Origin of the sequence: Streptosporangium sp. CA-115845 (assembly GCF_050943795.1) — a bacterium.
Classification (GTDB): domain Bacteria; phylum Actinomycetota; class Actinomycetes; order Streptosporangiales; family Streptosporangiaceae; genus Streptosporangium.
In genome coordinates this window covers 4128335-4150179 of the sequence record NZ_CP191988.1, presented here as the reverse complement: position 1 = coordinate 4150179, position 21845 = coordinate 4128335, and the positions used below count along the sequence as shown (strand labels likewise).

At 70.2% G+C, this 21845-nt stretch carries 21 protein-coding genes; 10 read left to right on the top strand and 11 right to left on the bottom strand.

Annotated elements, in window-relative coordinates; genetic code table 11:
* Positions 1–73 precede the first annotated feature (73 nt).
* Both ACQP0P_RS21130 and ACQP0P_RS21125 read right to left on the bottom strand, forming a co-directional pair.
* On the bottom strand, positions 74–1720 hold the full coding sequence (locus ACQP0P_RS21130) for an AMP-binding protein (RefSeq protein WP_433379637.1): 1647 nt from the start codon (positions 1718–1720) through the stop codon (positions 74–76).
* Between the two features lie 190 nt (positions 1721–1910).
* Positions 1911–2711, bottom strand: coding sequence for an enoyl-CoA hydratase/isomerase family protein (locus ACQP0P_RS21125; RefSeq protein WP_433379634.1), 801 nt, complete (start codon positions 2709–2711; stop codon positions 1911–1913).
* 94 nt (positions 2712–2805) lie between these two features.
* Between ACQP0P_RS21125 and ACQP0P_RS21120 the strand changes: the two genes are divergently transcribed.
* On the top strand, positions 2806–3837 hold the full coding sequence (locus tag ACQP0P_RS21120) for an MBL fold metallo-hydrolase (protein WP_433379631.1): 1032 nt from the start codon (positions 2806–2808) through the stop codon (positions 3835–3837).
* A gap of 48 nt (positions 3838–3885) precedes the next feature.
* Here ACQP0P_RS21120 and ACQP0P_RS21115 read toward each other — a convergent pair whose 3' ends face one another.
* The 4 genes from ACQP0P_RS21115 to ACQP0P_RS21100 form a co-directional block, all read right to left on the bottom strand.
* Entirely contained in the window at positions 3886–4695 is an 810-nt protein-coding gene (locus ACQP0P_RS21115) for an enoyl-CoA hydratase/isomerase family protein (RefSeq protein WP_433379628.1), read from the bottom strand.
* A 1-nt stretch (position 4696) separates the two neighbouring features.
* Positions 4697–5452 (bottom strand): enoyl-CoA hydratase/isomerase family protein, encoded by a 756-nt coding sequence (locus tag ACQP0P_RS21110; protein ID WP_433379625.1) that lies wholly within the window; start codon positions 5450–5452, stop codon positions 4697–4699.
* A gap of 64 nt (positions 5453–5516) precedes the next feature.
* Positions 5517–6266 carry a 3-oxoacyl-ACP reductase FabG gene (gene fabG / locus ACQP0P_RS21105; protein ID WP_433379622.1) on the bottom strand — a complete coding sequence of 250 codons (750 nt, stop codon included), beginning with the start codon at positions 6264–6266 and terminating at the stop codon, positions 5517–5519.
* Positions 6263–6715, bottom strand: coding sequence for a MaoC family dehydratase (locus tag ACQP0P_RS21100; RefSeq protein WP_433379619.1), 453 nt, complete (start codon positions 6713–6715; stop codon positions 6263–6265). The genes fabG and ACQP0P_RS21100 overlap by 4 nt, the downstream gene beginning before the upstream one ends.
* 159 nt (positions 6716–6874) lie before the next feature.
* Here ACQP0P_RS21100 and ACQP0P_RS21095 point away from each other — a divergent pair, with 159 nt between their 5' ends.
* The 6 genes from ACQP0P_RS21095 (at position 6875) to ACQP0P_RS21070 (ending at position 13646) form a co-directional block, all read left to right on the top strand.
* Positions 6875–7672, top strand: a complete 798-nt coding sequence (locus tag ACQP0P_RS21095) for an SDR family NAD(P)-dependent oxidoreductase (protein WP_433379616.1) — start codon at positions 6875–6877, stop codon at positions 7670–7672.
* Between the two features lie 66 nt (positions 7673–7738).
* On the top strand, positions 7739–8893 hold the full coding sequence (locus ACQP0P_RS21090) for an acetyl-CoA C-acetyltransferase (RefSeq protein ID WP_433379613.1): 1155 nt from the start codon (positions 7739–7741) through the stop codon (positions 8891–8893).
* A gap of 2 nt (positions 8894–8895) precedes the next feature.
* Positions 8896–10050 (top strand): acyl-CoA dehydrogenase family protein, encoded by a 1155-nt coding sequence (locus ACQP0P_RS21085; RefSeq protein WP_433379610.1) that lies wholly within the window; start codon positions 8896–8898, stop codon positions 10048–10050.
* Positions 10051–10452: 402 nt separating this feature from the next.
* Positions 10453–11610 (top strand): acyl-CoA dehydrogenase family protein, encoded by a 1158-nt coding sequence (locus tag ACQP0P_RS21080; RefSeq protein ID WP_433379607.1) that lies wholly within the window; start codon positions 10453–10455, stop codon positions 11608–11610.
* 80 nt (positions 11611–11690) lie between these two features.
* Positions 11691–12389, top strand: a complete 699-nt coding sequence (locus tag ACQP0P_RS21075) for a TetR/AcrR family transcriptional regulator (RefSeq protein WP_433379604.1) — start codon at positions 11691–11693, stop codon at positions 12387–12389.
* Positions 12390–12479: 90 nt separating this feature from the next.
* Positions 12480–13646 (top strand): CaiB/BaiF CoA transferase family protein, encoded by a 1167-nt coding sequence (locus ACQP0P_RS21070; RefSeq protein WP_433379601.1) that lies wholly within the window; start codon positions 12480–12482, stop codon positions 13644–13646.
* A 76-nt stretch (positions 13647–13722) separates the two neighbouring features.
* On the opposite strand, the gene ACQP0P_RS21065 is transcribed toward ACQP0P_RS21070, so the two are convergent.
* Together ACQP0P_RS21065 and ACQP0P_RS21060 are read right to left on the bottom strand one after the other, a co-directional pair.
* Complete coding sequence (locus ACQP0P_RS21065; protein WP_433379598.1) at positions 13723–14730, bottom strand: MaoC family dehydratase; 1008 nt, start codon at positions 14728–14730, stop codon at positions 13723–13725.
* On the bottom strand, positions 14727–14939 hold the full coding sequence (locus ACQP0P_RS21060) for a hypothetical protein (RefSeq protein ID WP_433379595.1): 213 nt from the start codon (positions 14937–14939) through the stop codon (positions 14727–14729). The genes ACQP0P_RS21065 and ACQP0P_RS21060 overlap by 4 nt, the downstream gene beginning before the upstream one ends.
* Before the next feature lie 120 nt (positions 14940–15059).
* Here ACQP0P_RS21060 and ACQP0P_RS21055 point away from each other — a divergent pair, with 120 nt between their 5' ends.
* A complete protein-coding gene (locus ACQP0P_RS21055; RefSeq protein ID WP_433379592.1) occupies positions 15060–15749 on the top strand; it encodes a TetR/AcrR family transcriptional regulator in 690 nt (229 codons plus the stop codon).
* 123 nt (positions 15750–15872) lie between these two features.
* Here ACQP0P_RS21055 and ACQP0P_RS21050 read toward each other — a convergent pair whose 3' ends face one another.
* On the bottom strand, positions 15873–16685 hold the full coding sequence (locus ACQP0P_RS21050; RefSeq protein WP_433379589.1) for an SAM-dependent methyltransferase: 813 nt from the start codon (positions 16683–16685) through the stop codon (positions 15873–15875).
* Positions 16686–17002: 317 nt separating this feature from the next.
* On the opposite strand from ACQP0P_RS21050, the gene ACQP0P_RS21045 reads away from it, so the two are divergent.
* Together ACQP0P_RS21045 and ACQP0P_RS21040 are read left to right on the top strand one after the other, a co-directional pair.
* Positions 17003–18601 (top strand): M4 family metallopeptidase, encoded by a 1599-nt coding sequence (locus tag ACQP0P_RS21045; RefSeq protein ID WP_433379586.1) that lies wholly within the window; start codon positions 17003–17005, stop codon positions 18599–18601.
* A 252-nt stretch (positions 18602–18853) separates the two neighbouring features.
* Positions 18854–20296 (top strand): MFS transporter, encoded by a 1443-nt coding sequence (locus tag ACQP0P_RS21040; RefSeq protein ID WP_433379583.1) that lies wholly within the window; start codon positions 18854–18856, stop codon positions 20294–20296.
* A gap of 12 nt (positions 20297–20308) precedes the next feature.
* On the opposite strand, the gene ACQP0P_RS21035 is transcribed toward ACQP0P_RS21040, so the two are convergent.
* Positions 20309–21481 (bottom strand): NADH:flavin oxidoreductase, encoded by a 1173-nt coding sequence (locus ACQP0P_RS21035; protein ID WP_433379580.1) that lies wholly within the window; start codon positions 21479–21481, stop codon positions 20309–20311.
* A gap of 78 nt (positions 21482–21559) precedes the next feature.
* On the bottom strand, positions 21560–21844 hold the full coding sequence (locus tag ACQP0P_RS21030) for a DUF1540 domain-containing protein (RefSeq protein ID WP_433379577.1): 285 nt from the start codon (positions 21842–21844) through the stop codon (positions 21560–21562).
* Position 21845: the final 1 nt, after the last annotated feature.

Sequence of the window (21845 nt, the reverse complement as noted above, 5' to 3'; positions counted from 1 at the left end):
CTGGGAACCTCCTATTATTATTTAATATTAATTAGATTAATTCGTCAAACGCACCGGGCCCCGTGTGGGACCGTCACTCCACCGGCCTCAGTTCGCCGTCGGTGATGGACGACCTGATCGTGGGCTTGTGCGCCTTGCCGGTGGCGGTGAGCGGCAGGGCCTCGACGAAGAACCAGTGCTGCGGGACCTTGTACGGCGAGAGCCGCTCCCGGCAGTACGCGATCAGCTCCTCCCTGAGCCCGGGCCGCCCCGGCTCGCGCGGCACGACCACCGCGCCGACCGTCTCGCCCCACCGGTCGTCCGCGACCCCCACGACCGCGGCGTCCACCACGAGCTCGTGCGCGACCAGGCACGACTCGATCTCGGCCGGCGCGATGTTCTCCCCGCCACGGATGATCAGGTCCTTGATCCGGCCGGTGACGGTGATGACACCCCGTTCGTCCATCGTGCCGAGGTCGCCGGTATGCACCCAGCCGTCGGCGTCGACCGCGAGCGCGGTCGCCTTGGGGTCGTCGTAGTACTCGATCAACTGCTGGTAGCCACGGGCGCAGATCTCACCCTCGACGCCGAGCGGCTGCACCGCCCTGGTAACCGGGTCTGCGATCTTGCAGTCCACCTGTGGGATCGGGCGCCCCACCGTGTTCACCAGGTCCTCCGGCGTGTCCGTCTTGCGGGTCAGGGTGAGCACCGGAGCAAGCTCGGTCTGCCCGAACAGGTTGTGCACCGAGGCACCGAACTCCCGCGACACCGCATCGATCACCGCGCCGGGGACGTTCGCCCCGCCGCCCACCACGGCGGTCAACCTCGGCATCGGCCCGGCTCCGGCCCGCGCCGCCTCGAGCACGGCGATCAGAATCGTCGGCACGTAGAACAGTGCCGTGGCCGACTCCCGCTCGATCAGCCGCAGCACGACCGCCGGCTCGAACCGCTCGACCAGAAGCACGGTGCCCCCCAGCCACAGCGGGCCGAGCGTCGAGATCACACAGGCGGCGGTGTGGAACATGGGCAGGGGCGCGGCGCACACCGCCCCGGAGGGCATTTCCGCGACCTCCACGGTCAGCTTCGCCACATTGACCAGGGCCCGGTGGGACAGCAGCACGCCCTTGGGCCTGCCGGTCGTCCCCGAAGTGTACTGCAGCATGGCCGGCATGTCCGGAGAGACCTCAGGCAGCACGGCCGACTCCCCGAGGTCGACGGTCCAGCGCTCGGGAGAGGAAAGGCTGATCGTGTGCCGCAGTGCCGGGCACCGCGGACCGACCTCGGCGGCGACCGCGGCCATGTCGTAGTCGCGGCTGCGATCGGCGTGCAGCAGCACGGTGGCGCGCGAGTGGTTCAGGGCGTACAGGAGTTCGTCCGGGCGCAGCACCGGATTCAGCGCCACCAGCGTCACCCCGGCCAGCGCCGCGCCGTACTGAATGATCGGCCACTCCACGACGTTGTGCGCCCACAGCGCGACGTGCTCACCGGGCTCGACCAGCCGCAGCAGCCCTGCGGCCACTCGCCGAGCCTCGGCGTACAGCTCCTCGTAGGTGAGCCTGCGCTCCTCGCCCGTGCCGTGCGCGCTGGCCACGAGGGCGAGCGAACCAGCGTGGGTCCTGGCCCGCTCGGCGAGCAGCGAGCCGGCCGTGTGCTCGATCAGCGGCACGCTGGAGTCGCGCGGCCAGAAGGATTCCCGCAGCGGCGGTGTGACCGACGGGTGAGCGATCTGGTCAGTGGTCACGGGTTCCTACCTCCGAATTGTGAAGCCGATCTCACGGAACGAACGGTCGCGCCGCAAGGGTGACCAACGCTACCTAATCTAAATTAGAAAAATAAGACCTTCTGGCGAGTTATCCGCGAAGGCAGGTGAGCCGGGACACCCGCGGGGCGGGAGCCCCGGCCTCGGGAGCTCACCGCGGAAGTGGGATCGGCTACCTGCCGCGAAAGACCGGAGGCCGGCGTTCCCGGAACGCCGCCACCCCCTCAGCGAAGTCGTCGGTGTCGAACAGGCGGATCTGGTTGTCGACCTCGCGCGCCAGCACCTCGTACGGGTCGGACGGCCCCTCGACGAGCATCGCCTTGATCGCGGCGAGGGCCAGCGGCGGTGCCGCGGCGAGCCTCTCGGCATCGGCCAGCGCGGTCTCCAGTGCGGCGCCGGGCTCGGCCAGGACGTCGACCAGGCCCATCTCCAGCGCCTCCGCCCCCTTGACCTCCCTGGGCAGCATCAGCAGCCGGCGCGCCCTGGCCGACCCCGCGCGCCGGCTCAGCGACCAGAAGATTCCCAGGTCACCGGCGAGGCCGACCTTGGTGAAGGTCGGATTGAAGGCGGCGTCGGAGGCGGCGACCACCTGGTCGCAGGCGAGGGCCAGTGACGCCCCCGCCCCGAAGGCGAAGCCCTCGACCGCGGCCAGCACAGGCTTGGGGCCGGACCAGATCGCGCGCACGATGCGCTGCGCCGCCTCCGCCCTCGGCCTGTTCTCCTCGGCCGGCCGGCGGCGCATGGTGGAGATGTCACCTCCGGAGCAGAACGTACCGCCCGCCCCGGTCAGCACGATCACCCGCACCGCACCGTCGGCCATCGCCTCCTCGATCCGCTCGGCGAGCGTGATCCGCAACTCAAGGTCGATGGCATTGCGAAGGCGCGGCCGGTTCAGGGTCAGCACCCGTACGGCACCGCTCCCCCCCACCAGGACGCGGTCACCCTCGGTGATCTCACCGGCCTGCTCTGACATGTTCCCCGCCCTAAGTTTTTGAATTTATTTTCAAATAATAGAGTAGGGGTGATTCGGACTTCGAGACAAGCCACCGATGCTGAGGAGACGACGCATGACGATCGCAGAGCAGCCCGAGGACTGGACCGAGCCGGGTGCCCATCCGGTACGGCCGGGGATCCATCGGGTGCCGCTGCCGCTCCCCTCCAACGGCCTGCACGCGGTGAACGCCTACGTGATCGAGAGCCCGGAGGGCCCGGTGGTCATCGACTCGGGATGGGCGATGCCGGACACCGAGAAGGCGCTGGCCCAGGCGCTGGGAACGCTGGGACACCGACTGGCGGACGTCGCCCACATCCTGGTGACCCATGCCCACTGGGACCACTACTCCCAGGCCCTGAGGCTGCGCGAGACCTTCGGCACCCGGGTGCGGATCGGCCGCGGCGAGCAGCCCTCCATCGAGGCGTTCGACGTGGAGAAGGGGATCTACCCCCGCCAGATCGAACTGCTGCGCCGCTGCGGGGCCCCGGAGATCGCCGGCCGCGTCGCCGCCACCGAGGGCCACGAGTACGAGCGCGACCTGCCGTGGAAGCACCCCGACGGCTGGCTGGACGACGGTGAGCGGGTGTCTCTCCGCCCCGTCGAACTCGACGTGTTCGCCACGCCGGGACACACCAGTGGGCACGTGGTACTGCGCGACGCCGCGGCCGGCCTGCTGTTCGCCGGTGACCACGTGCTCCCGCACATCACCCCGTCCCTCGGTCTGGAGGTCGTCCCGGAGCCCAAGCCGCTGCGCAGCTATCTCGACTCCCTGCGGCTGGTCCGGGGGATGCCCGACACCCTGCTGCTGCCCGCGCACGGCCCGGTCACCCCCAGCGTCCACACCCGGATCGAGGAGTTGCTGGTTCACCACGAGGAGCGGCTGGACGCCTGCGCGCACGAGATCAAGGCCGGGGCGCGGACGGCGTACGAGGTGGCCGTGGCCGTGCCGTGGACCCGCCGCCGGCGCAGGCTGGACGACCTCGACCTGTTCAGCCAGATGCTCGCCGTGCTGGAGACCGACGCCCATCTGGACGTGCTGACCGACCAGGGCGTGCTCGTCGCCGCCGACCTGGACGGCGGTGTCCGCGCCTACGCGCCGTCCTGAGTGCCGCCCATCCGAAACCTGCGGGAACGCAGGTTTCGGATGGAGGGGTCAGCGGCCGGTGAAGAGCGGGCTCCGGCGTTCGATGACGGCGGCCAGACCCTCGCGCGCGTCGGCGGTACCGGACAGGTCGGCGACCGTACGGGCCTCCTCGGGCAACCTGGCCTCAACGTTCGCCCCGAGACCGTCCCAGAGCAGCCGCTTGGTGGCGGCCAGCGCCCGGGGGGCACCGGCGGCGAGAGCGCGGGCCAGCGCGAGCCCCTCGTCGAGCAGGGTGTCGTCGGCGACCACCTTCGTGATCAGGCCGATCTCAAGGGCCTCGGCGGCGGTGAGGACCGGATTGGTCAGCGTGATCTCCATCGCCTTGCGCAGCCCGACCAGCCGGGGGAGGGTGACCGAGACGCCCGCGTCGGGCGCCATGCCCACCCGGGTGGCCCCGGCCATGAACTTCGCCGACTCGGCGGCGACCACCAGATCGGCCGCGCACACCAGGCCGAACCCGCCGCCACCGGCCGCGAAGCCGTGCACGGCGGCGACCACCGGGGCCTGCAGCCGCATCAGCGCCGAGACCGAGATCTGCAGCCAGGAGGTGGCCTCACGCAGGTAGTCGGGCAGCCCTTCCCCCTTGGTCGCGAAGGTCTTGACGTCACCGCCGGCGCAGAAGTTACGGCCCTCTCCGGTGAGCAGCACGGCGCGCACGTCCGGTTCACCGTGGCAGCGCATGACCGCCGTGTAGAGCCCCCGCAGGAAGGGCACGTCCATCCCGTTGGACGCCTCGGGGCGATTGAGCCGCAGGCGCGCCACCCCGTCGGAGTCGAGGTCCAGCAGCACCGGGCCGGAATCGATCAGGTCACGTGTCATCTCAGGCTCCCTTGAAGGCGGCGATGCCCGCCGCGGCGGCCTCCCCGCCGAGGTGGTCGAGTACGGTCTCCAGTTCGAGCGCCAGCCCTTCCGATGGAGGCAGCTCCAGCCCGGCGTGGACCAGGCGCTTGATCCGGATCAGGGCATCACGACTGTGGCCTGCCAGCCGGGTGACGAACGCGTTCACCGCATCGTCGAAACCGTCCGCGGGCAACGACCGGTAGGCCAGCCCCCAGGCGACCGCCTCGGCCGCGGTCAGCCGCTCGCCGCTGAGGATGTGCCCGAGCGCACGCTGCCGGCCGACCAGCCGGGGCAGCCGCTGGGTACTGCCACCGCCGGGCACCTGCCCGAACCTGGCGTGGTTGTCGGCGATCTTCACGTTCTCGTGCACCAGCACGACGTCGCACGCCTGCATGAGCTCGAAGCCGCCGGCCATCGCGTACCCCTCGACGGCGGCGACCACCGGTACCGGCAGCTCCGCGATGGCGGCACAGGCCCGGCCGAAGTTCGAGAACAGCGGGCGCATCGCCTCCCTTCCGGCGACGCGCAGCCGTTCGAGCTCGTTGAAGTCACCGCCGACCGAGAAGTTCCCGCCGGCCCCTCGCAGCAGGATGACGTTCACGTGGTCCGCGAGCCGGACCAGTGCCCGCTCCAGCTCGGCGCCGAGCTCGACGGTGATCGCGTTCATCGCCTCCGCCCGGTTCAGGGTGATGTGCCCCACCCCTCCGTCCACCCGGCTCAGCACGACCCCGCTCACGTGGCCTCCTCGCCGACGCTCGCCGGACGCGCGAGCACGCTGCCGCGTCCACCGGTCCGCTCGCTCACATCAGCCTCCCGCCGCCGACCTCCAGCACCTCACCGGTCATGTAGCTCGCCAGGTCGGAGGCGAGGAACAGCACCGCCCCCGCGACCTCGCGCGGCTCACCGGCCCGCTTCATCGGGATGTCGGCCTCGCGGGCGGCGAAGACCTCGGGCGGCATGGCCTCGGTCATCGCGGTCCTGATGAGGCCCGGCTGCACGGCGTTGACCCGGACGCCTCGGTGCGCCAGTTCCTTGGCCGCGGCCTTGGTGAGACCGACGATGCCGGCCTTGGCCGCGCTGTAGTTGGTCTGGCCCGGGTTGCCGGACTTCCCCGACAGGGAGGAGATGTTGACGATCGAGCCGGAGCCGGCCTCGCGCATCACCGCCGCGGCGGCCCGCACGCCCAGCCAGGTGCCGCGCAGATGGACGGTGATCACCGCGTCGAAGTCCTGCACCGTCATCTTCTTCAGTGAGGCGTCCCTGGTGATGCCGGCGTTGTTGACGAAGATGTCCAGCGATCCGAACCGCTCGACGGTTCCCGTGACGAGCGCCTCGACCTGGGCCTCGTCGGTGACGTCGCAGCCGTAGGACCAGACGCTCCGCTCATTCCCGAGCCCGGCCGCGGCCGCGGCCGCCTCGTCGGCGTCCCGGTCGGCCAGGACGACCCGGGCACCGTTCTCGCTCAGCAGCCGGGCGATCTCCAACCCGATGCCCCGCGCCGCGCCCGTCACGATCGCGGTGCGGCCCGCCACCAGCCCCGCCCCCGTCACGCGAAGTACCTCACAACCGACTCGGCCACGCATACCGGCTTCTCGACCCCCTCGGCCTCGATGGTGGTGGCCAGCACGATCTGGGTCGCACCGTCCAGCGGGGTGACCTCCACCAGCCGCGAGGTCGCCCGGAGCTTGGAGCCCACCGGGACCGGCGCCGGGAAGCGCACCTTGTTCAGGCCGTAGTTGACCGCCATCCGGAGGCCGTCGACCCGGTAGATCTGCTGGAAGAACACCGGAAGCAGCGACAGCGTGAGGAATCCGTGCGCGATCGTCCTTCCGAAGGGCCCGTCCTTGGCCCTCTCCACGTCGACGTGAATCCACTGATGGTCACCGGTGGCGTCGGCGAACCCGTCGACACGCTCCTGCTCGACGGTGATCCAGTCGCTGGTGCCCAGCACCTCACCACTCGCGCCGGCGAGCTCGTCGAGACCGTTGAAGATCCTCATATTCCCTCCTCGGATGGGATGCCTCCGCACCAGCCATCTGTTCTAATCTAGATTAGATAAGAATTCGACTTCAAGACCGGGGTCCTGTCACCACCCGGAGCGGCCTCGGCCCATCCGGTCGGAGAGTATCCGGCCCCAGCGCAAAGGACGTGGCAACATATGGATCTTGCTCTCACCGGCGCTCGGGTTCTGGTGACCGGTGGCGCCTCCAACATCGGGCGGGGCATCGTGCACGGGTTCGCCGCCGAAGGCGCGCGGATCGCCATCTGCGACCTCGACGGGGAGCAGGCCGACAGGGTCCGCGGCGAGGCGCTGGAACGCGGAGCCGCCGCGGCCGAGGTGGTGCAGGCCGATCTGGCCGAGGCGGGAGCGGCCACCCGCGCCGTCGACCGGGTACTGGACGCCTGGGGCGGCATCGACGTCATGGTGAACAACGCGGGCATCAGCATCCCCGGTTTCGTCGCCGAGCACACCGACCGGGCACAGTGGCAACGCACCTTCGAGGTCAACCTCTTCGCGGCGATCGAATGCACCCAGGCCGTGCTCGCGCCGATGCGCGAGGCGGGCGCGGGGTCCCTGGTGTACATCGCCAGCGACGCCGCGTTCGGCGAGATCAGGCAGGCCGTCTACGGGGCCTCCAAGGCGGGGATCCTCGCCCTGGCCAGGACGACCGCCAAGGAGCACGGCCGGCACGGTATCCGCTCCAACGTGGTCTGCCCCGGCCTGGTCATCCCCGAGGGGCCCGAGGCCGTCGGCGCCACCAGCCTGTGGGCGGGTGGTCAGGATGCGATCTTCAACGACCGGCAGGTCGAATACATGCTCAAGGCCACCCCACTGCGTCGGCTGACCACGGCTCAGGACATCGCCGGCACCGTTCTCTGGCTCGCCTCACCGGCGGCCGCCCGCCAGGTCACCGGGCAAGTGATCTCGGTCAGCGGGGGCTACGCGATGCCCTGAACCGCACGCCCCTCCGCCCCTGTCCCCCCAGACCCGTACCATCCGCTCGTTCCATGGAGAAAAGAAATGCCCGAGGCCTACATAGTCGACGCCGTCAGGACCGCCACCGGCCGGCGCCGCGGCGGATTCGCCGCCGTCCACCCCGCCGACCTGGGCGCCGCACCGATCCGCGCCCTGGTGGAACGCAACGACATCGACCCGGAGACGATCGACGACGTCGTCTACGGCTGCCTGGACGCCATCGGCGCGCAGGCCGGCGACATCGCCCGCACCGCGGCGCTGGCCGCCGGGCTGCCCGAGTCGGTTCCCGGCGTGACCATCGACCGGCAGTGCGGATCGTCGCAGCAGGCCGTGCATTTCGCCGCCCAGGCGGTGATGAGCGGCACCTCGGACCTGATCATCGCCGGCGGCGTGCAGAAGATGAGCCAGTACCCCCTCCTGTCGTCGTTCACCGTCGGCGAGCCGTACGGCGCGGTCGACCCGTGGACCGGCTGCAAGGGGTGGGAGGAGCGTTACGGCAACCAGGAGATCTCCCAGTTCCGCAGCGCCGAGATGATCGCGGCGGAATGGGGCTTCTCCCGTCAGGACATGGAGGAGTTCGCCCTCGAAAGCCACCGGCGCGCCCTCGCGGCCCGTCAGGAGGGCCGCTTCGACCGCGAGATCCTGGTGTACGAGGGCGTCGAGCACGACGAGGGCCCCCGCGCGGACACCTCGCTGGAGAAGATGGCCGGGCTCAAGCCCCTGGCCGACGGCGGCCGGTTGACCGCGGCGGTCTCCAGCCAGATCTCCGACGCCTCCGCGGCGCTGCTGATCGCCTCCGAGCGGGCCGTCCGCGCCTACGGTCTCGTGCCCCGAGCCCGGATCCACCATCTGACGGTGCGCGGCGCCAGCCCGGTGAATCTGCTGGTCGCCCCGCTTCCCGCCACCGAGCATGCGCTGAGCAAGGCCGGCCTCACCATCGGCGACATCGACCTGGCCGAGGTCAACGAGGCGTTCGCCAGCGTGGTGCTGGCCTGGCAGAAGCACATCGGCGCCGATCCCGCACGGGTGAACGTCAACGGCGGCGCCATCGCTCTGGGCCATCCGATCGGCGCATCCGGCGCCCGCATCATGACCACGCTGCTGCACGAGTTGGAGCGCACCGGCGGCCGGTACGGTCTGCAGACCATGTGCGAGGGCGGCGGCCAGGCCAACGTCACGATCATCGAACGGCTGGGCTGAGGATGCGACGCGATCTCTACACCGACGACCACGAGCAGTACCGGCAGACCGTACGGGAGTTCCTGGCCCGCGAGGTGATCCCCCACTACCTCCGGTGGGAGGAGGAGCGCGGCATGGATCGGGGGGTTCTCGCCGCCGCCCGTGCGCAGGGCATCGCAGGCCTGGAGGTCCCCGAGGAGTACGGCGGCGCCGGGGTGAGCGACTACCGCTACCGCATGGTGGTGTGCGAGGAGGTGGCCCGAGCCCAGGCGACGACCTTCACCGTCACCCTGGGACTCCAGGACGACCTGGTCCTGCACTACCTGCTTGACCTCACCACCGAGGAGCAGAAGCGGCGCTGGCTGCCCGGGTTCGCCGGTGGCGACGTGATCGGCGCGCTGGCGATGACCGAGCCGGGCACCGGCAGCGACCTGCAGGGCATTCGGACCTCCGCCCGCCGCGACGGCGACTCCTGGGTGCTCACCGGGCAGAAGACGTTCATCAGCAGCGGCATCACCGCGGACCTGGTGATCGTCGCCGCCCGGACCGACCCGGAGGCGGGCTCGCGTGGGTTCAGTCTGTTCGTGGTCGAGGACGGAATGCCCGGCTTCACCCGAGGCCGCAGGCTCGAAAAGATCGGCTTGCACGGCCAGGACACCGCGGAGCTGTTCTTCGAGGACGTCCGGGTGCCGCATGCCAACCTGCTGGGCGTCGAGGGACAGGGGCTGCGGTACCTGATGAGCCATCTGGCCCGTGAACGGCTGGGCATCATCGCACAGTCCATCACGGGCGCCCGGGCCGTCTACGAGGTGACCAGGGAGTACTGCTTCCAGCGAGAGGCCTTCGGCAAGCGGATCGGCGATTTCCAGGCCACCCGCTTCGCGCTGGCGGAGATGGCCACCGAGCTGGACATCGCCGAGGCCTACACCGACAAATGTGTGCTCGCCTACAACGCGGGAGAACTGACGGCCGTGGACGCGGCCAAGGGAAAGTGGTGGATCAGCGAGCTGCAGAAGCGCGTCGTCGACCAGTGCCTGCAGTTGCACGGCGGTTACGGCTACATGCTGGAGTACCCGGTCGCCCGGGCCTTCGTCGACACCCGGATCCAGACCATCTACGGCGGCACCACCGAGATCATGAAGGAGATCATCGGCCGGGACCTCGCGGCACGGCCATAGGGCGCGTTTTGTAGATCTTCGCCTACGCTGCGGATCAGCCGGACGGACGCCCCGCAAGGCGGAGGAGGAGCTCATAACGGAGTTATGGGCGACGACGACAACGCCGCGGGGCGTCCGTCCGGGCGACCACGGTAGGCGGAAAGATCCACAAAACACATCGCAGTGTTCCGTTCCTCAACGGAGGACGCGAACGCGCGGCCGAAAACCTGAGGCTGTCAGGTGCCGGTGTGGATCTGCGCTTCCGACCAGGAACGTCGCAGTAGGCCGCACCTCCCGGCCGGGGCCTCGCGTCCCGGTTTTCCCCTCGGAGGATGCCGCTCTAGTTTTTTTAATCTATATTAAGATAAAGGAGAGTAGTCGGCCCGAACCCGCGCGGGCCGGCCGTACACGAGAGGAGCCGAAGTGGCAGCGCTGTCCGAGGAGGAGCAGGCGGTCGTGGCGACCGTACGGGAGTTCGTCGACCGGGAGGTCCGGCCCGTCGCCCGCGAACTGGAGCACGCCAACGAGTACCCGGAGAAGCTGATCGAGCAGATGAAGCAGCTCGGCATCTTCGGGCTCGCCGTCCCCGAACCCTATGGCGACGTCCTGGTCTCCACCGCCTGTTACGTCATGGTCACCGAGGAGCTCGCCCGCGGCTGGATGAGCCTGGCCGGTGCCATGGGCGGCCACACGGTGGTCGCGAAGCTCATCGCCACCTTCGGCACCGAGGAGCAGAAGCAGCACTACCTGCCCCGGATGGCCACCGGCGAGGTCCGTGCCACGATGGCGCTCACCGAACCGGGTGGCGGCTCCGACCTGCAGGCCATGACCACCCTCGCCCGGCGAGAGGGCGACGACTACGTGATCAACGGCGCCAAGACCTGGATCACCAACTCCCGCCGCTCCCAGCTCATCGCCCTGCTCTGCAAGACCGACCCGGCCGCCAGACCCGCGCACAACGGCATGAGCATCCTGCTCGTCGAGCACGGGCCCGGCCTCACCGTCTCCCGTGACCTGCCCAAGCTCGGCTACAAGGGCGTGGAGAGCTGCGAGCTCTCCTTCGACGACTACCGCACCCCCGCCTCCTCGGTGCTCGGCGGCGTCGAAGGACGCGGGTTCGCGCAGATGATGAAGGGGCTGGAGACCGGCCGTATCCAGGTCGCCTCCCGCGCTCTCGGTGTGGGCCGGGCCGCGTTCGAGGACGCCCTGCGCTATGCCCAGGAGCGCGAGAGCTTCGGCAAGCCGATCTGGAAGCACCAGTCCATCGGCAACTACCTCGCGGACATGGCCACCAAGCTCACCGCGGCGCGCCAGCTGGTCCTGCACGCCGCCGAGCGCGCCGACACCGGGCAGCGCTGTGACCTGGAAGCCGGAATGGCCAAGCTCTTCGCCTCGGAAACCGCGATGGAGATCACACTCAACGCCGTGCGCATCCACGGCGGATACGGTTACTCCACCGAGTTCGACGTCGAACGCTACTTCCGCGACGCCCCGCTCATGATCGTCGGCGAGGGCACCAACGAGATCCAGCGCAACGTCATCGCGGCGCAGCTCGTCAGCAGAGGAGGTCTGGATCTTTGACCCCAGAGCGCCCCGCACCCCGCCGGGGCCGCCGACGAGCGGCTCCGGTGGGCGAAGAAACCTCCCCGTATGATCGGTCGGTGCCCCGTAAAGCCAGCAGCAGGTCGGTCTCAAAAGACGCCACCGGCCCGAAGTCCAGCCGTACCCGCGAGCGTATTCTCGACGCGGCGGCGCACGTCCTCAGCCGCAAGGGCTACTCAGGAACCCGGCTCGGCGACATCGCCGACCAGGCACAACTCCAGGCACCGGCGATCTACTACTACTTCGGATCCCGCGAAGAACTGATCGAAGAGGTCATGTGGACCGGCGCCCAACGCGTCCGCCGGCACGTCCGCCAGGTCCTCGACACACTCCCCCCGGACACCACCCCGATGGACCGCATCTGCGCCGCCGTCGAAGCCCACCTGCACGTCGAACTCGAACTCTCCGACTTCGCCACCGCCCTGATCCGCAACTCCGGCCAGATCCCCGAAGACCTCCGCACCCGCCAACTCGCCGAAGAGGCCGAATACAGCAAACTCTGGCGCGACCTCTTCCGCGACCTCGACAACACCGGCCAACTCCGCCCCGACCTCGACCTGCGCGTCGCCCACCTCCTCGTCGTCGGCGCCCTCAACTGGGCCGCCGAATGGTGGAACCCCAAACGCGACACCTTCGAAGCCGTCGTCCGCACCGCCCAATCCCTCATCCGCCACGGCCTCAGCACCACACCACCAGACCAGCCCGCCGAGGAGACCACCCCCCGCCCCCGGCGGAACCCGGCTCACCGCACCTCCTGACCCCCGATCCGCACGGACGCCGACAGACGTTTATTATCTAATATCGATTAGATAATCGGTGTTCATGCTGCGTGATCAACTGGAGTCGTGATGAGTGGCGGGCCACTGTCCGGAGTCAAGGTGCTGGAACTCGCCGGGATCGGGCCGGCCCCGTTCGCCGGGATGGCGCTGGCCGATCTGGGGGCCGAGGTCGTGCGCGTCGACCGGCCGGGAGGCAGCGGGTTCTTCCCGGGGGCCGAGCATCTCGACCTGCTGAACCGCGGCAAGAAGTCCGTCCTTCTCGATCTCAAACAACCGGAGGCGGTGGAGGCCGTACTGGCCATGGTCGCCGAGGCCGACGTGCTGATCGAGGGGTACCGGCCGGGAGTCGCCGAGCGGCTGGGGCTGGGCCCCGACGCCTGTCACGCCCGCAACCCCCGGCTGGTGTACGGCCGGATGACCGGCTGGGGGCAGGACGGCCCGCTGGCACAGACGGCGGGGCACGACATCGGCTACATCGCGCTGACCGGCGCCCTGCACGCCATCGGCGAGGCGGGCGGGCCGCCGCAGATCCCGCTCAACCTGGTCGGCGACTTCGGCGGGGGCGGCAACTACCTCGTGATCGGAGTGCTCGCCGCGTTGCGCGAGGCGGACCGCAGCGGGCGCGGCCAGGTCGTCGACGCCGCGATCGTCGACGGCACCGCGCACCTGCTGGCCGGAACGCACATGATCATGGCCGCCGGCGCCTGGGTGGACGAGCGCGGCGCCAATCTCCTCGACGGCGGCGCGCCGTTCTACTCGGTGTACGAGACCTCCGACGGCCGGCACATGGCCGTCGGCGCTCTTGAACCCAAGTTCTACGTCGAGTTGCTCGCCGGACTCGGCCTCGACGAGGACCCCCGAAAGCAGCACGATCGGAGCCGCTGGCCCGAGTTGCGCGCCCGGATCGCGGCCGCCTTCGCCGGCCGGAGCCAGGCCGAGTGGTCGGCGATCTTCGCCGGGTCCGACGCCTGCGTGGCCCCGGTGATGAGCCTGCGCGAAGCCGCGGACCATCCGCACATCAAGGCACGCGGCTCCATCGTGGAGCACGACGGGCTGCTGCAACCCGCGCCCGCGCCCCGCTTCTCCCTGACCCCCACCGCCCTCGGCACGCCCCCTCCGGTGCCGGGCCGGCACACCGTGGAGGTGCTCGGCGCCTGGGGCGTCGACGCCGCGGCCCTGATCGAGTCGGGAGCGGCGGTGCAGGTCCCCGCCGACGACGCGAAGGACCCGTCCTGAGGTCTTCCGGCCACGACGGGACCGGAGAGCCCCCGCGGGCTCACCGGTCCAGGATGTCGTGGGGGGCGGCCCGCCGCTACGCCATGACCGCGACGTAACGCCAGTCAAGGACGTCCCGCGGCTCAGCGCCGCCCACCGCCTGGACGAGCGAGCGGAGGTGGACCAGCCCGCCGCCCCCCGGCAGCGCCTGGCGGCGCCCGACCACCACCTCACTGGAGAGCGTGTCGCCCTCGTGGACCGGGCCGACGTGGTCGCAGCCGTCCCAGGCCACGACCGTGACCAGGTTCGGCAGCGCCCGGGTGGCCTGGGACAGCGCGAGGCCGATGGTGTGCCCGCCGTACACCAGCCGCCGCTCGCCCGCGGCCCGCGCGTCGTGATGCACCTGTGCCACGTTGAGGGTGAGCCTGGCCAGTTCCGGAGCGCTGGACACCACGTCTCCCCCGCCCACCCGAAACACCTCGCCCTCGGCGAGGTCGGCGAAGTGCCGGCCCGTGACCCGTTCCCTGAAGCGATCGAGCCGCCAGCCCGCCAGCATCCCGGTCGCCGTCCCGGCGAGGTCCTCGTCGGTGGCGGCCACGCCCACCGAGTCGAGATCGGCCTCGTGACCGGTCAGCGCCTCGGGGTCGCGCAGCGGCAGCATCGCGCAGCGCCAGAAGTCCAGCACCGGGCGTCCGGCCTGGTCCACGGTGGTGATCTGGAGTACCGCCAGCCCGGTCGGCCGACGGCCCGGCTTCGCCCGGTTCTGGCGCAGTGCCACCACCCGCGTGCGGGTGCGCAGGGTGTCACCGATCAGGGGCATCCGGCGGAAGACGAGGCCCCGGTAGAACAGGTTCGCCTTGACGTGGTGGGTAACCAGGGTGGACTGGCCGATCGCCACGTCCCAGACCAGCGCCGGATGGGCCGGTGGCTCTCCTCGGGTGACGTCCCGGCAGAGGTCGGCGTCGAGGGGGAGTCTGAGCCGGTCACCGACGATCGCCTGGTGGGTCGCGGCATGCCCGGCGGTGAGGGTGACTCCGGGCGCGCCGTCGAACACCTGCCCGACCGTCAGCTCGTCGAAGTACGGGCCTTCCGCGGTCACCGTCATCGGTTCACTCCCCCTGCTCGTGCCAGGACCCGCCCGGCCGCCACCGCTTCGTCGATCATCTTTCCGTCCGGTTCCACGGCGCCCGCCCTGCTCTCCCGCAACGCGTCGAGCATGATCTCGTCGGCCTCGGAGTCCAGCGCCTTGCGGATCTTCCGCTCATCCACCCCGGGAACCGACAGGCACGAACGAGGTACGACGGTATGCGTCATCCGACTCTCCCTCCACACCCTTGTTTAATTTACATTAGGTTAAATGCAGGGCACGGGAAGAGGGCATCCCGGGTCTCGAAGAGCGAAGCCGACCGGTGACGGAGAGCGTATGATCGCTCCGTGCCCGTGAAAACCACCGCCTCAGCCTCGGAGGAGAGTTCCAAGGCCGCTCGAACGCGCGAGCGTATTCTCGACGCGGCGGCGCACGTCCTCAGCCGCAAGGGCTACTCAGGAACCCGGCTCGGCGACATCGCCGACCAGGCACAACTCCAGGCACCGGCGATCTACTACTACTTCGGATCCCGCGAAGAACTGATCGAAGAGGTCATGTGGACCGGCGCCCAACGCGTCCGCCGGCACGTCCGCCAGGTCCTCGACACACTCCCCCCGGACACCACCCCGATGGACCGCATCTGCGCCGCCGTCGAAGCCCACCTGCACGTCGAACTCGAACTCTCCGACTTCGCCACCGCCCTGATCCGCAACTCCGGCCAGATCCCCGAAGACCTCCGCACCCGCCAACTCGCCGAAGAGGCCGAATACAGCAAACTCTGGCGCGACCTCTTCCGCGACCTCGACAACACCGGCCAACTCCGCCCCGACCTCGACCTGCGCGTCGCCCACCTCCTCGTCGTCGGCGCCCTCAACTGGGCCGCCGAATGGTGGAACCCCAAACGCGACACCTTCGAAGCCGTCGTCCGCACCGCCCAATCCCTCATCCGCCACGGCCTCAGCACCACACCACCAGACCAGCCCGCCGAGGAGACCACCCCCCGCCCCCGGCGGAGGCGGCCCCGTCCCGCCCCCTGACCCCCTTCGGCCGCGAACACCTCTCGGTGTGGCCGGGGGTCACCGAGCCCTCCGGACCGGGCAGGGCCGATCCGGGGCTCCGGGGCAGAACGTGGGGTCAGGACGCGCGGACGGCGAGGCGCCCTACGGCTTGCGGCCCACGCCGCCGTACTGGAAGACGTCGCGGTCGCGGAAGCTGGTCTGCGGTTCGGGCCGCCACTTGGGCAGCGACACCACGCCGGGCTCCAGGAACTCCAGCCCGTCGAGGAACTCCTCCAGCTGCTGCTGGGTGCGGAGGGTGAGCGGGGTGGCGGCGCTGGCGTTCCACTTGGCGGCGGCCTCGTCCATCGACGGGCTGTGCACGCTGTGCGCGATGGCCAGGTAGCTGCCCGAGGGGAGCGCGTCCAGCAGCGTGCGCACCGCGCTGTGGGCCTGGTCCCCGTCGGGGACGAACTCCAGGACGCCCATCAGCATCAGCGCGACCGGCCGGGAGAGGTCCAGCGTCCGCGCGGCCTGTCGCAGGATGGGCTCGGGATCGCGCAGGTCGGCGTCGATGTAGGCGGTCTCCCCATCGGGGGTGCCGCGCAGCAACGCCCTGGCGTGGGCCAGCACGATCGGGTCGTTGTCGACGTAGACGATCCGCGCCTTGGGGTTGACCCGCTGGGCGACCTGGTGGGTGTTGTCCGCGGCCGGAATGCCGGTGCCCACGTCCAGGAACTGGTCGATGCCCGCCTCACCGGCCAGGTGGCTCACGACCCGGCCGATGAACTCCCGCTCGGCCCGCGCGTTGACCGGCAGATCCGGCATGACCTTCACGATCTCGTCGCCGACCGCGCGGTCGGGACCGTAGTTGTCCTTACCGCCCAGCCAGTAGTCCCACACCCGCGCCGAATGTGGGATCGAGGTGTCGATTCGCGCCAACACCTCGGTGTCGACCTCTGTGATTTCCTCGCTCATCAGAGCCTCCTCACAAGCACACCCCGTAACAACACGATCGGAGCCCACCTTAGATGATCTCCGATCGGCCAGGCGAAAAAAACGCCGTACATCAGGGCAATTCATCCTAGGAACTACCAAAACATGACGCCCTTGCCCGCGCCGGTGAGCCGTAGCGGCAGGGGCTCCCCGGTATAGATAGCCGCCCATACCACGGCGTTATGGGATTTTGTGAGGTATTCGTCCGCCTCGCTCGGTGTCAGCTTTGGGGTAGCCCCGACTCTCAGGGCTCCTTGTATCCCTCCTCCCCTCAAGGGACACCGAGAGGAGTCACCCCCGTGAATCCGAAGACCAAACTGGGCGCCGTGGCCGTACTGGCCATCACCGCCCTGATCACCCCCACCGCGGTGAGCGCCGCGTCAGCACCGGCGGACATCGCCGCCCGCACCGTCTCCGCCGACCCTCCGCCGTACTCACCGCCGGACGCGGAGGCGCGCAACCGCGCCGCGACCACGGCCAACGCCACCATCGCCATGAGGTCCGAAGCCCTCCTCAAGGGGCAGAACGAGAAGTTCACCCTCACCGCCAGCGTCTCCGGTGCCCAGGGCCTGCAGTACCTGACCTACGCGCGCACCTACCGGGGGCTGCCGGTGTACGGCGGTGAGGTGATCGTGTCCACCGACCGGGCCGGCGAGCTGGTCGGGTCCGTGAGCTCGGGCCAGCAGTCCAGGATCACGGTCGACGTCACGAGCAAGGTGGACGCCGCCGCGGCGACCGCCACCGCCCGCGCGCAGGTGCCCGTCGTGGAGAGCGTGAGCACCCCCCGGTTGCTCGTGCACGCCGCCACCACCACGCCCAGGCTGGCCTGGGAGGTGGTCGTCACCGGCACCAACGGCCAGACCCCGAGCGTTCTGCACGTCTTCGTGGACGCCGTCGACGGGTCGATCGTCGACTCCTACGACGACGTCCACGCCGGGACCGGCAACAGCTACTACAACGGCAACCCGGTGACCATCCAGACCTCGGGTTCCGGCAGTTCGTACTCGATGACCGACACCACCCGTCCCGGCCTGCGCTGCGGCGGGCAGGGCGGCACCGCCTACACCGGGACCGATGACGCCTGGGGCACCGGCAGCGGCACCAGCCTGGAGACCGCCTGCGTCGACGCCCTGTACGCGGCGCAGAAGGAATGGGACATGCTCCGCAACTGGCTGGGCCGCAACGGGTTCAACGGCTCCGGCGGCGCCTTCCCCGCCCGGGTCGGCCTGAACGACGTCAACGCCTACTGGAACGGCAGCTACACCAACTTCGGGCACAACCAGGCCAACACCCGGCAGGCCACCCCGATGGACGTGGTCGGCCACGAGTACGGCCACGGCATCTTCCAGTACTCCGGGGCCCCCGTGTCCAACACCCTCGAGGCCGGCAGCCTGAACGAGTCGACCGGCGACATCTTCGGCGCGCTGACCGAGCACTACGCCAACCAGCCCGCCGCCCTCGACCCACCGGACTACCTGGTGGGCGAGGAGGTCAACCTGGTCGGCTCCGGCGAGATCCGCAACATGTACAACCCGTCGGCCGAGGGGCACCCGAACTGCTACGGCTCCCCAGTCAGCGGGGTGCACGCGGGAGCGGGCCCGCAGAACCACTGGTTCTACCTGCTCGCCGAGGGCACCAACCCGGTGGGCAAGCCGGCCAGCTCCGTCTGCTCGGGTCCGGCCACCCTGACCGGCATCGGCATCCAGAAGGCCGGCCAGATCTTCCAGGCCGGGCTGAACACCAAGACCGCACCGTGGACGCACGCGAAGGCGCGGAAGGCCACCGTGGCCGCCGCCAAGGCGCTCTTCCCGGTCGGCTGCGTCGAGGTCAACGCGGTCAAGGCCGCCTGGAGCGCGGTGAACGTCCCGCTCGCGAGCGGCGAGGTGACGTGCCCGTAGCACCTGGCGTCTCCCGGCTCCGAGGATGAGTCACCGTCATGAGTCACCGTCCGGGCCCCGGCGAGTCGCCGGGGCCCGGACGGTGATTTGAACATCCGAAAGGGGTACGTACGGGCTGCTGAAAGCCGGAGGCGGAGAACGGGGGCGGATGATGGTCCTCAGCCGGTCACCCGTACCGTCCGGAGGGCTGGAACGCGGCGGGAGGGAAAGGCCCGCGGACCGGGGGGCCGGGTCCCCGCACCGCGCGGCCGGATGAGCGGCGAGACGACGGCCCTGAGGGACCAGGAGGGAGCCGACCCACGCCGCTGGAAGGCGCTGACCGTCTGCCTCGTCGCCGGCTTCATGACCCTGCTGGACGTCAGCATCGTCAACGTGGCGCTGCCGGCCATCCGCAGCGGGCTGAACGCCCCACGGAGCGACCTGCAGTGGGTGGTGTCGGGGTACGCGCTCACCTTCGGGCTGGCGCTGATCCCCGCCGGACGGTTTGGCGACATGCACGGCCGGCGCAACGTGTTCGTCCTCGGCGTCGTCCTGTTCACCCTGTCCAGCGCGGCAGCCGGAATGGCCGGGGACCCGACGTTGCTGGTCATCGCGAGACTCATCCAGGGGATGGCGGGCGGGGTGTTGAACCCGCAGGTCAGCGGATTGATCCAGCAACTCTTCCGGGGAGCGGAACGGGGCCGGGCGTTCGGGATGCTGGGCACCGTCATCGGCTTCTCGACCGCGATCGGCCCGCTGCTCGGCGGGACGCTCATCCAACTCGGCGGCGGCCCCGACGCCTGGCGCCTCGTCTTCTACGTCAACGTGCCGATCGGCATCCTGGCCGTGATCCTGGCGTACCGCTACATCCGGCCTCCGGCGCACGGGAGGCGCCCCAGGGAGAGCATGGATCCGGTGGGCGTGCTGCTGCTCGCCCTCGGTGTCGTGCTGGTGCTCCTGCCGTTCGTCGAGGGGCAGCAGTGGCAGGGCGCGGAAAGGTGGCCGACGCTGTTCGCCGGGCTCGTCGTGCTCGCCGCCTTCGTGGCCTGGGAGCGCCGCTACGGGCGGCACCACCAGCCGGTCGTCGACCTGTTCCTGTTCCGCAGGCGCTCGTACGCGCTCGGCGCCCTGCTCGGGACGCTCTACTTCGCCGGCTTCAGCGCGATCTTCTTCATTCTCACCCTCTACCTGCAGAACGGCCTGGGCTACTCGGCACTGGAGGCAGGGCTGGCGAGCACCCCCTTCGCGGCGGGGTCGGCCGTGGCCGCCGCGCTGAGCGGCCGGACCGTCACCCGGCTGGGCCGGCCGCTGGTGGTGGCGGGGCTGCTGCTGGTCGCCGCCGCGCTGGGCGTCACGGCGCTCGCCGTACGGCTGGTCCCCGGCGAGCAGGTGGCCTGGGCCATCGCGCTGCCGCTGCTCCTCGCCGGCCTGGGCAGCGGCCTGGTGATCTCCCCCAACCAGACGCTGACCCTGTCGGAGGTGCCGGTCGCGATGGCCGGCACCGCCGGCGGGGTGCTCCAGACGGGACAGCGGCTCGGCACGGCCGTCGGCATCGCGGCGATCGGCTCGGTGTTCTTCGCCGAGGTCGCCTCCTCCCGCGGCGACTACGCGACGGCGTTCCGGCACTCGCTGCTGGTCGCCATCGCCTTCGTGCTGGTCTCGCTGGTCGTGGCCGTCGTCGACGTGGTCACCGCCCGGCGTGCCGGGCTCCGCTGAGAGCGGGGGCGGTCACTCCGTGAGCACGCAGCGGGTGCCGGAGTAGATCGTCGACATGCACCGGTTGCAGTGGACGCACCGGGATTCGACCGCCCGGTTCTTCATGATCCGGTTGGGCAGGTCCGGCTCCATGAGCAGGGCCCGGCCCATGGCGGCGAACTGGAAGCCCTCGCGCAGGGCCAGTTCCATGGTCGCCAGGTTGGTGACGCCGCCGAGGAGCACCAGCGGCATCCTCAGGGCGGCGCGGAAGGCGCGGGCGTCGTCGAGCAGGTAGCCGTCCCGGTAGGGGTAGGAGCGCAGGAACCGGCCGCCCAGCAGCCGCACCCCCAGCCGCTGCGGCTGCCGCAGGGCCGCGGCGAAGTCACGGATCGGGGCGTCGCCCTTGAACAGGTACATCGGGTTGAGCAGCGAGCTGCCCACCGTCAGCTCGATGGCGTCGAGTCCGCCGTCCGCCTCCAGCCAGGTCGCGACCTGGAGGCTCTCGTCGGGTGTCAGGCCGCCGCTGACCCCGTCGTCCATGTTGAGCTTGGCCAGGATCGCGATCCGGCCGCCGACGGCCTCCCTTACGGCCAGGGCGACCTCGCGCGCCAGCCGGGCCCGGTTGGCCAGGCTGCCGCCGTAGCCGTCGGTCCTGTTGTTGAGCCGAGGGCTGAGGAAGGAGCTGACCAGGTAGTTGTGCCCCAGATGGATCTCGACGGCGTCAAAGCCCGCCTCCTCCGCCAGGAGCGCCGCGTCGGCGTGCGCGCGGACGAGGCGCTCGATGTCCGCGACGGTCGTCGCCCGGGTCATGCTCATGCCCAGCCAGTTGAACCGCCGGGACGGGCCCAGCGCGGGGAGCCTGTTGGAGGCGGGATTGGCCACCGGGCCGGCGTGGCCGATCTGCGCGGAGATGGCGGCGCCCTCGGCGTGTACCGCCTCGGCGAGGCGGCGCAGGCCGGGCACGGCCTCCGGGCGCATCCAGATCTGCCGCCACTGCGTGCGGCCTTCCGGTGCCACCGTGCAGTAGGCCACCGTGGTCATGCCGACGCCTCCGGCGGCCACTCGCCGGTGAAAGTCGATCAGCTCGTCGGAGACCAGCGCCTCGGGGGTCATGCCCTCGAAGGTGGCCGCCTTGATCAGGCGGTTGCGCAGGGTGATCGGCCCGAGCTTCGCGGGTGCGAAGACGTCGGCGGCGGTTTCTGCCATGGGCCAGTGTTACCAAACAAGCGCTTGGATGCCAAGAGGTCGGGGCCGCCGTTCCGTCGCCGTACGGCTCGTCCGCCGTCAGGCCGGCGCGTACGTAAGGCAGTCGATGTCCTTCTGCGCGTAACCGACGACGATGCCGGAGGCCTGGCATTCGTACTGGAGGTTGTGCTGGCAGTCGGACATCTTGCAGGCGCCGACGCGGCCGGTGGCGGCGGGGTCGCCCCCCTTCACGTCGACCTTGAAGAAGGTCTCGCACTCCGCGTGATGACTGTTGCCGACCGTGATGGCCAGCGCGTGGCAGACGTGCTCCGCGTTGTAGGCGCACGCATCGACCTGGCACTCGTTGACTGTGGGCATTTTCATG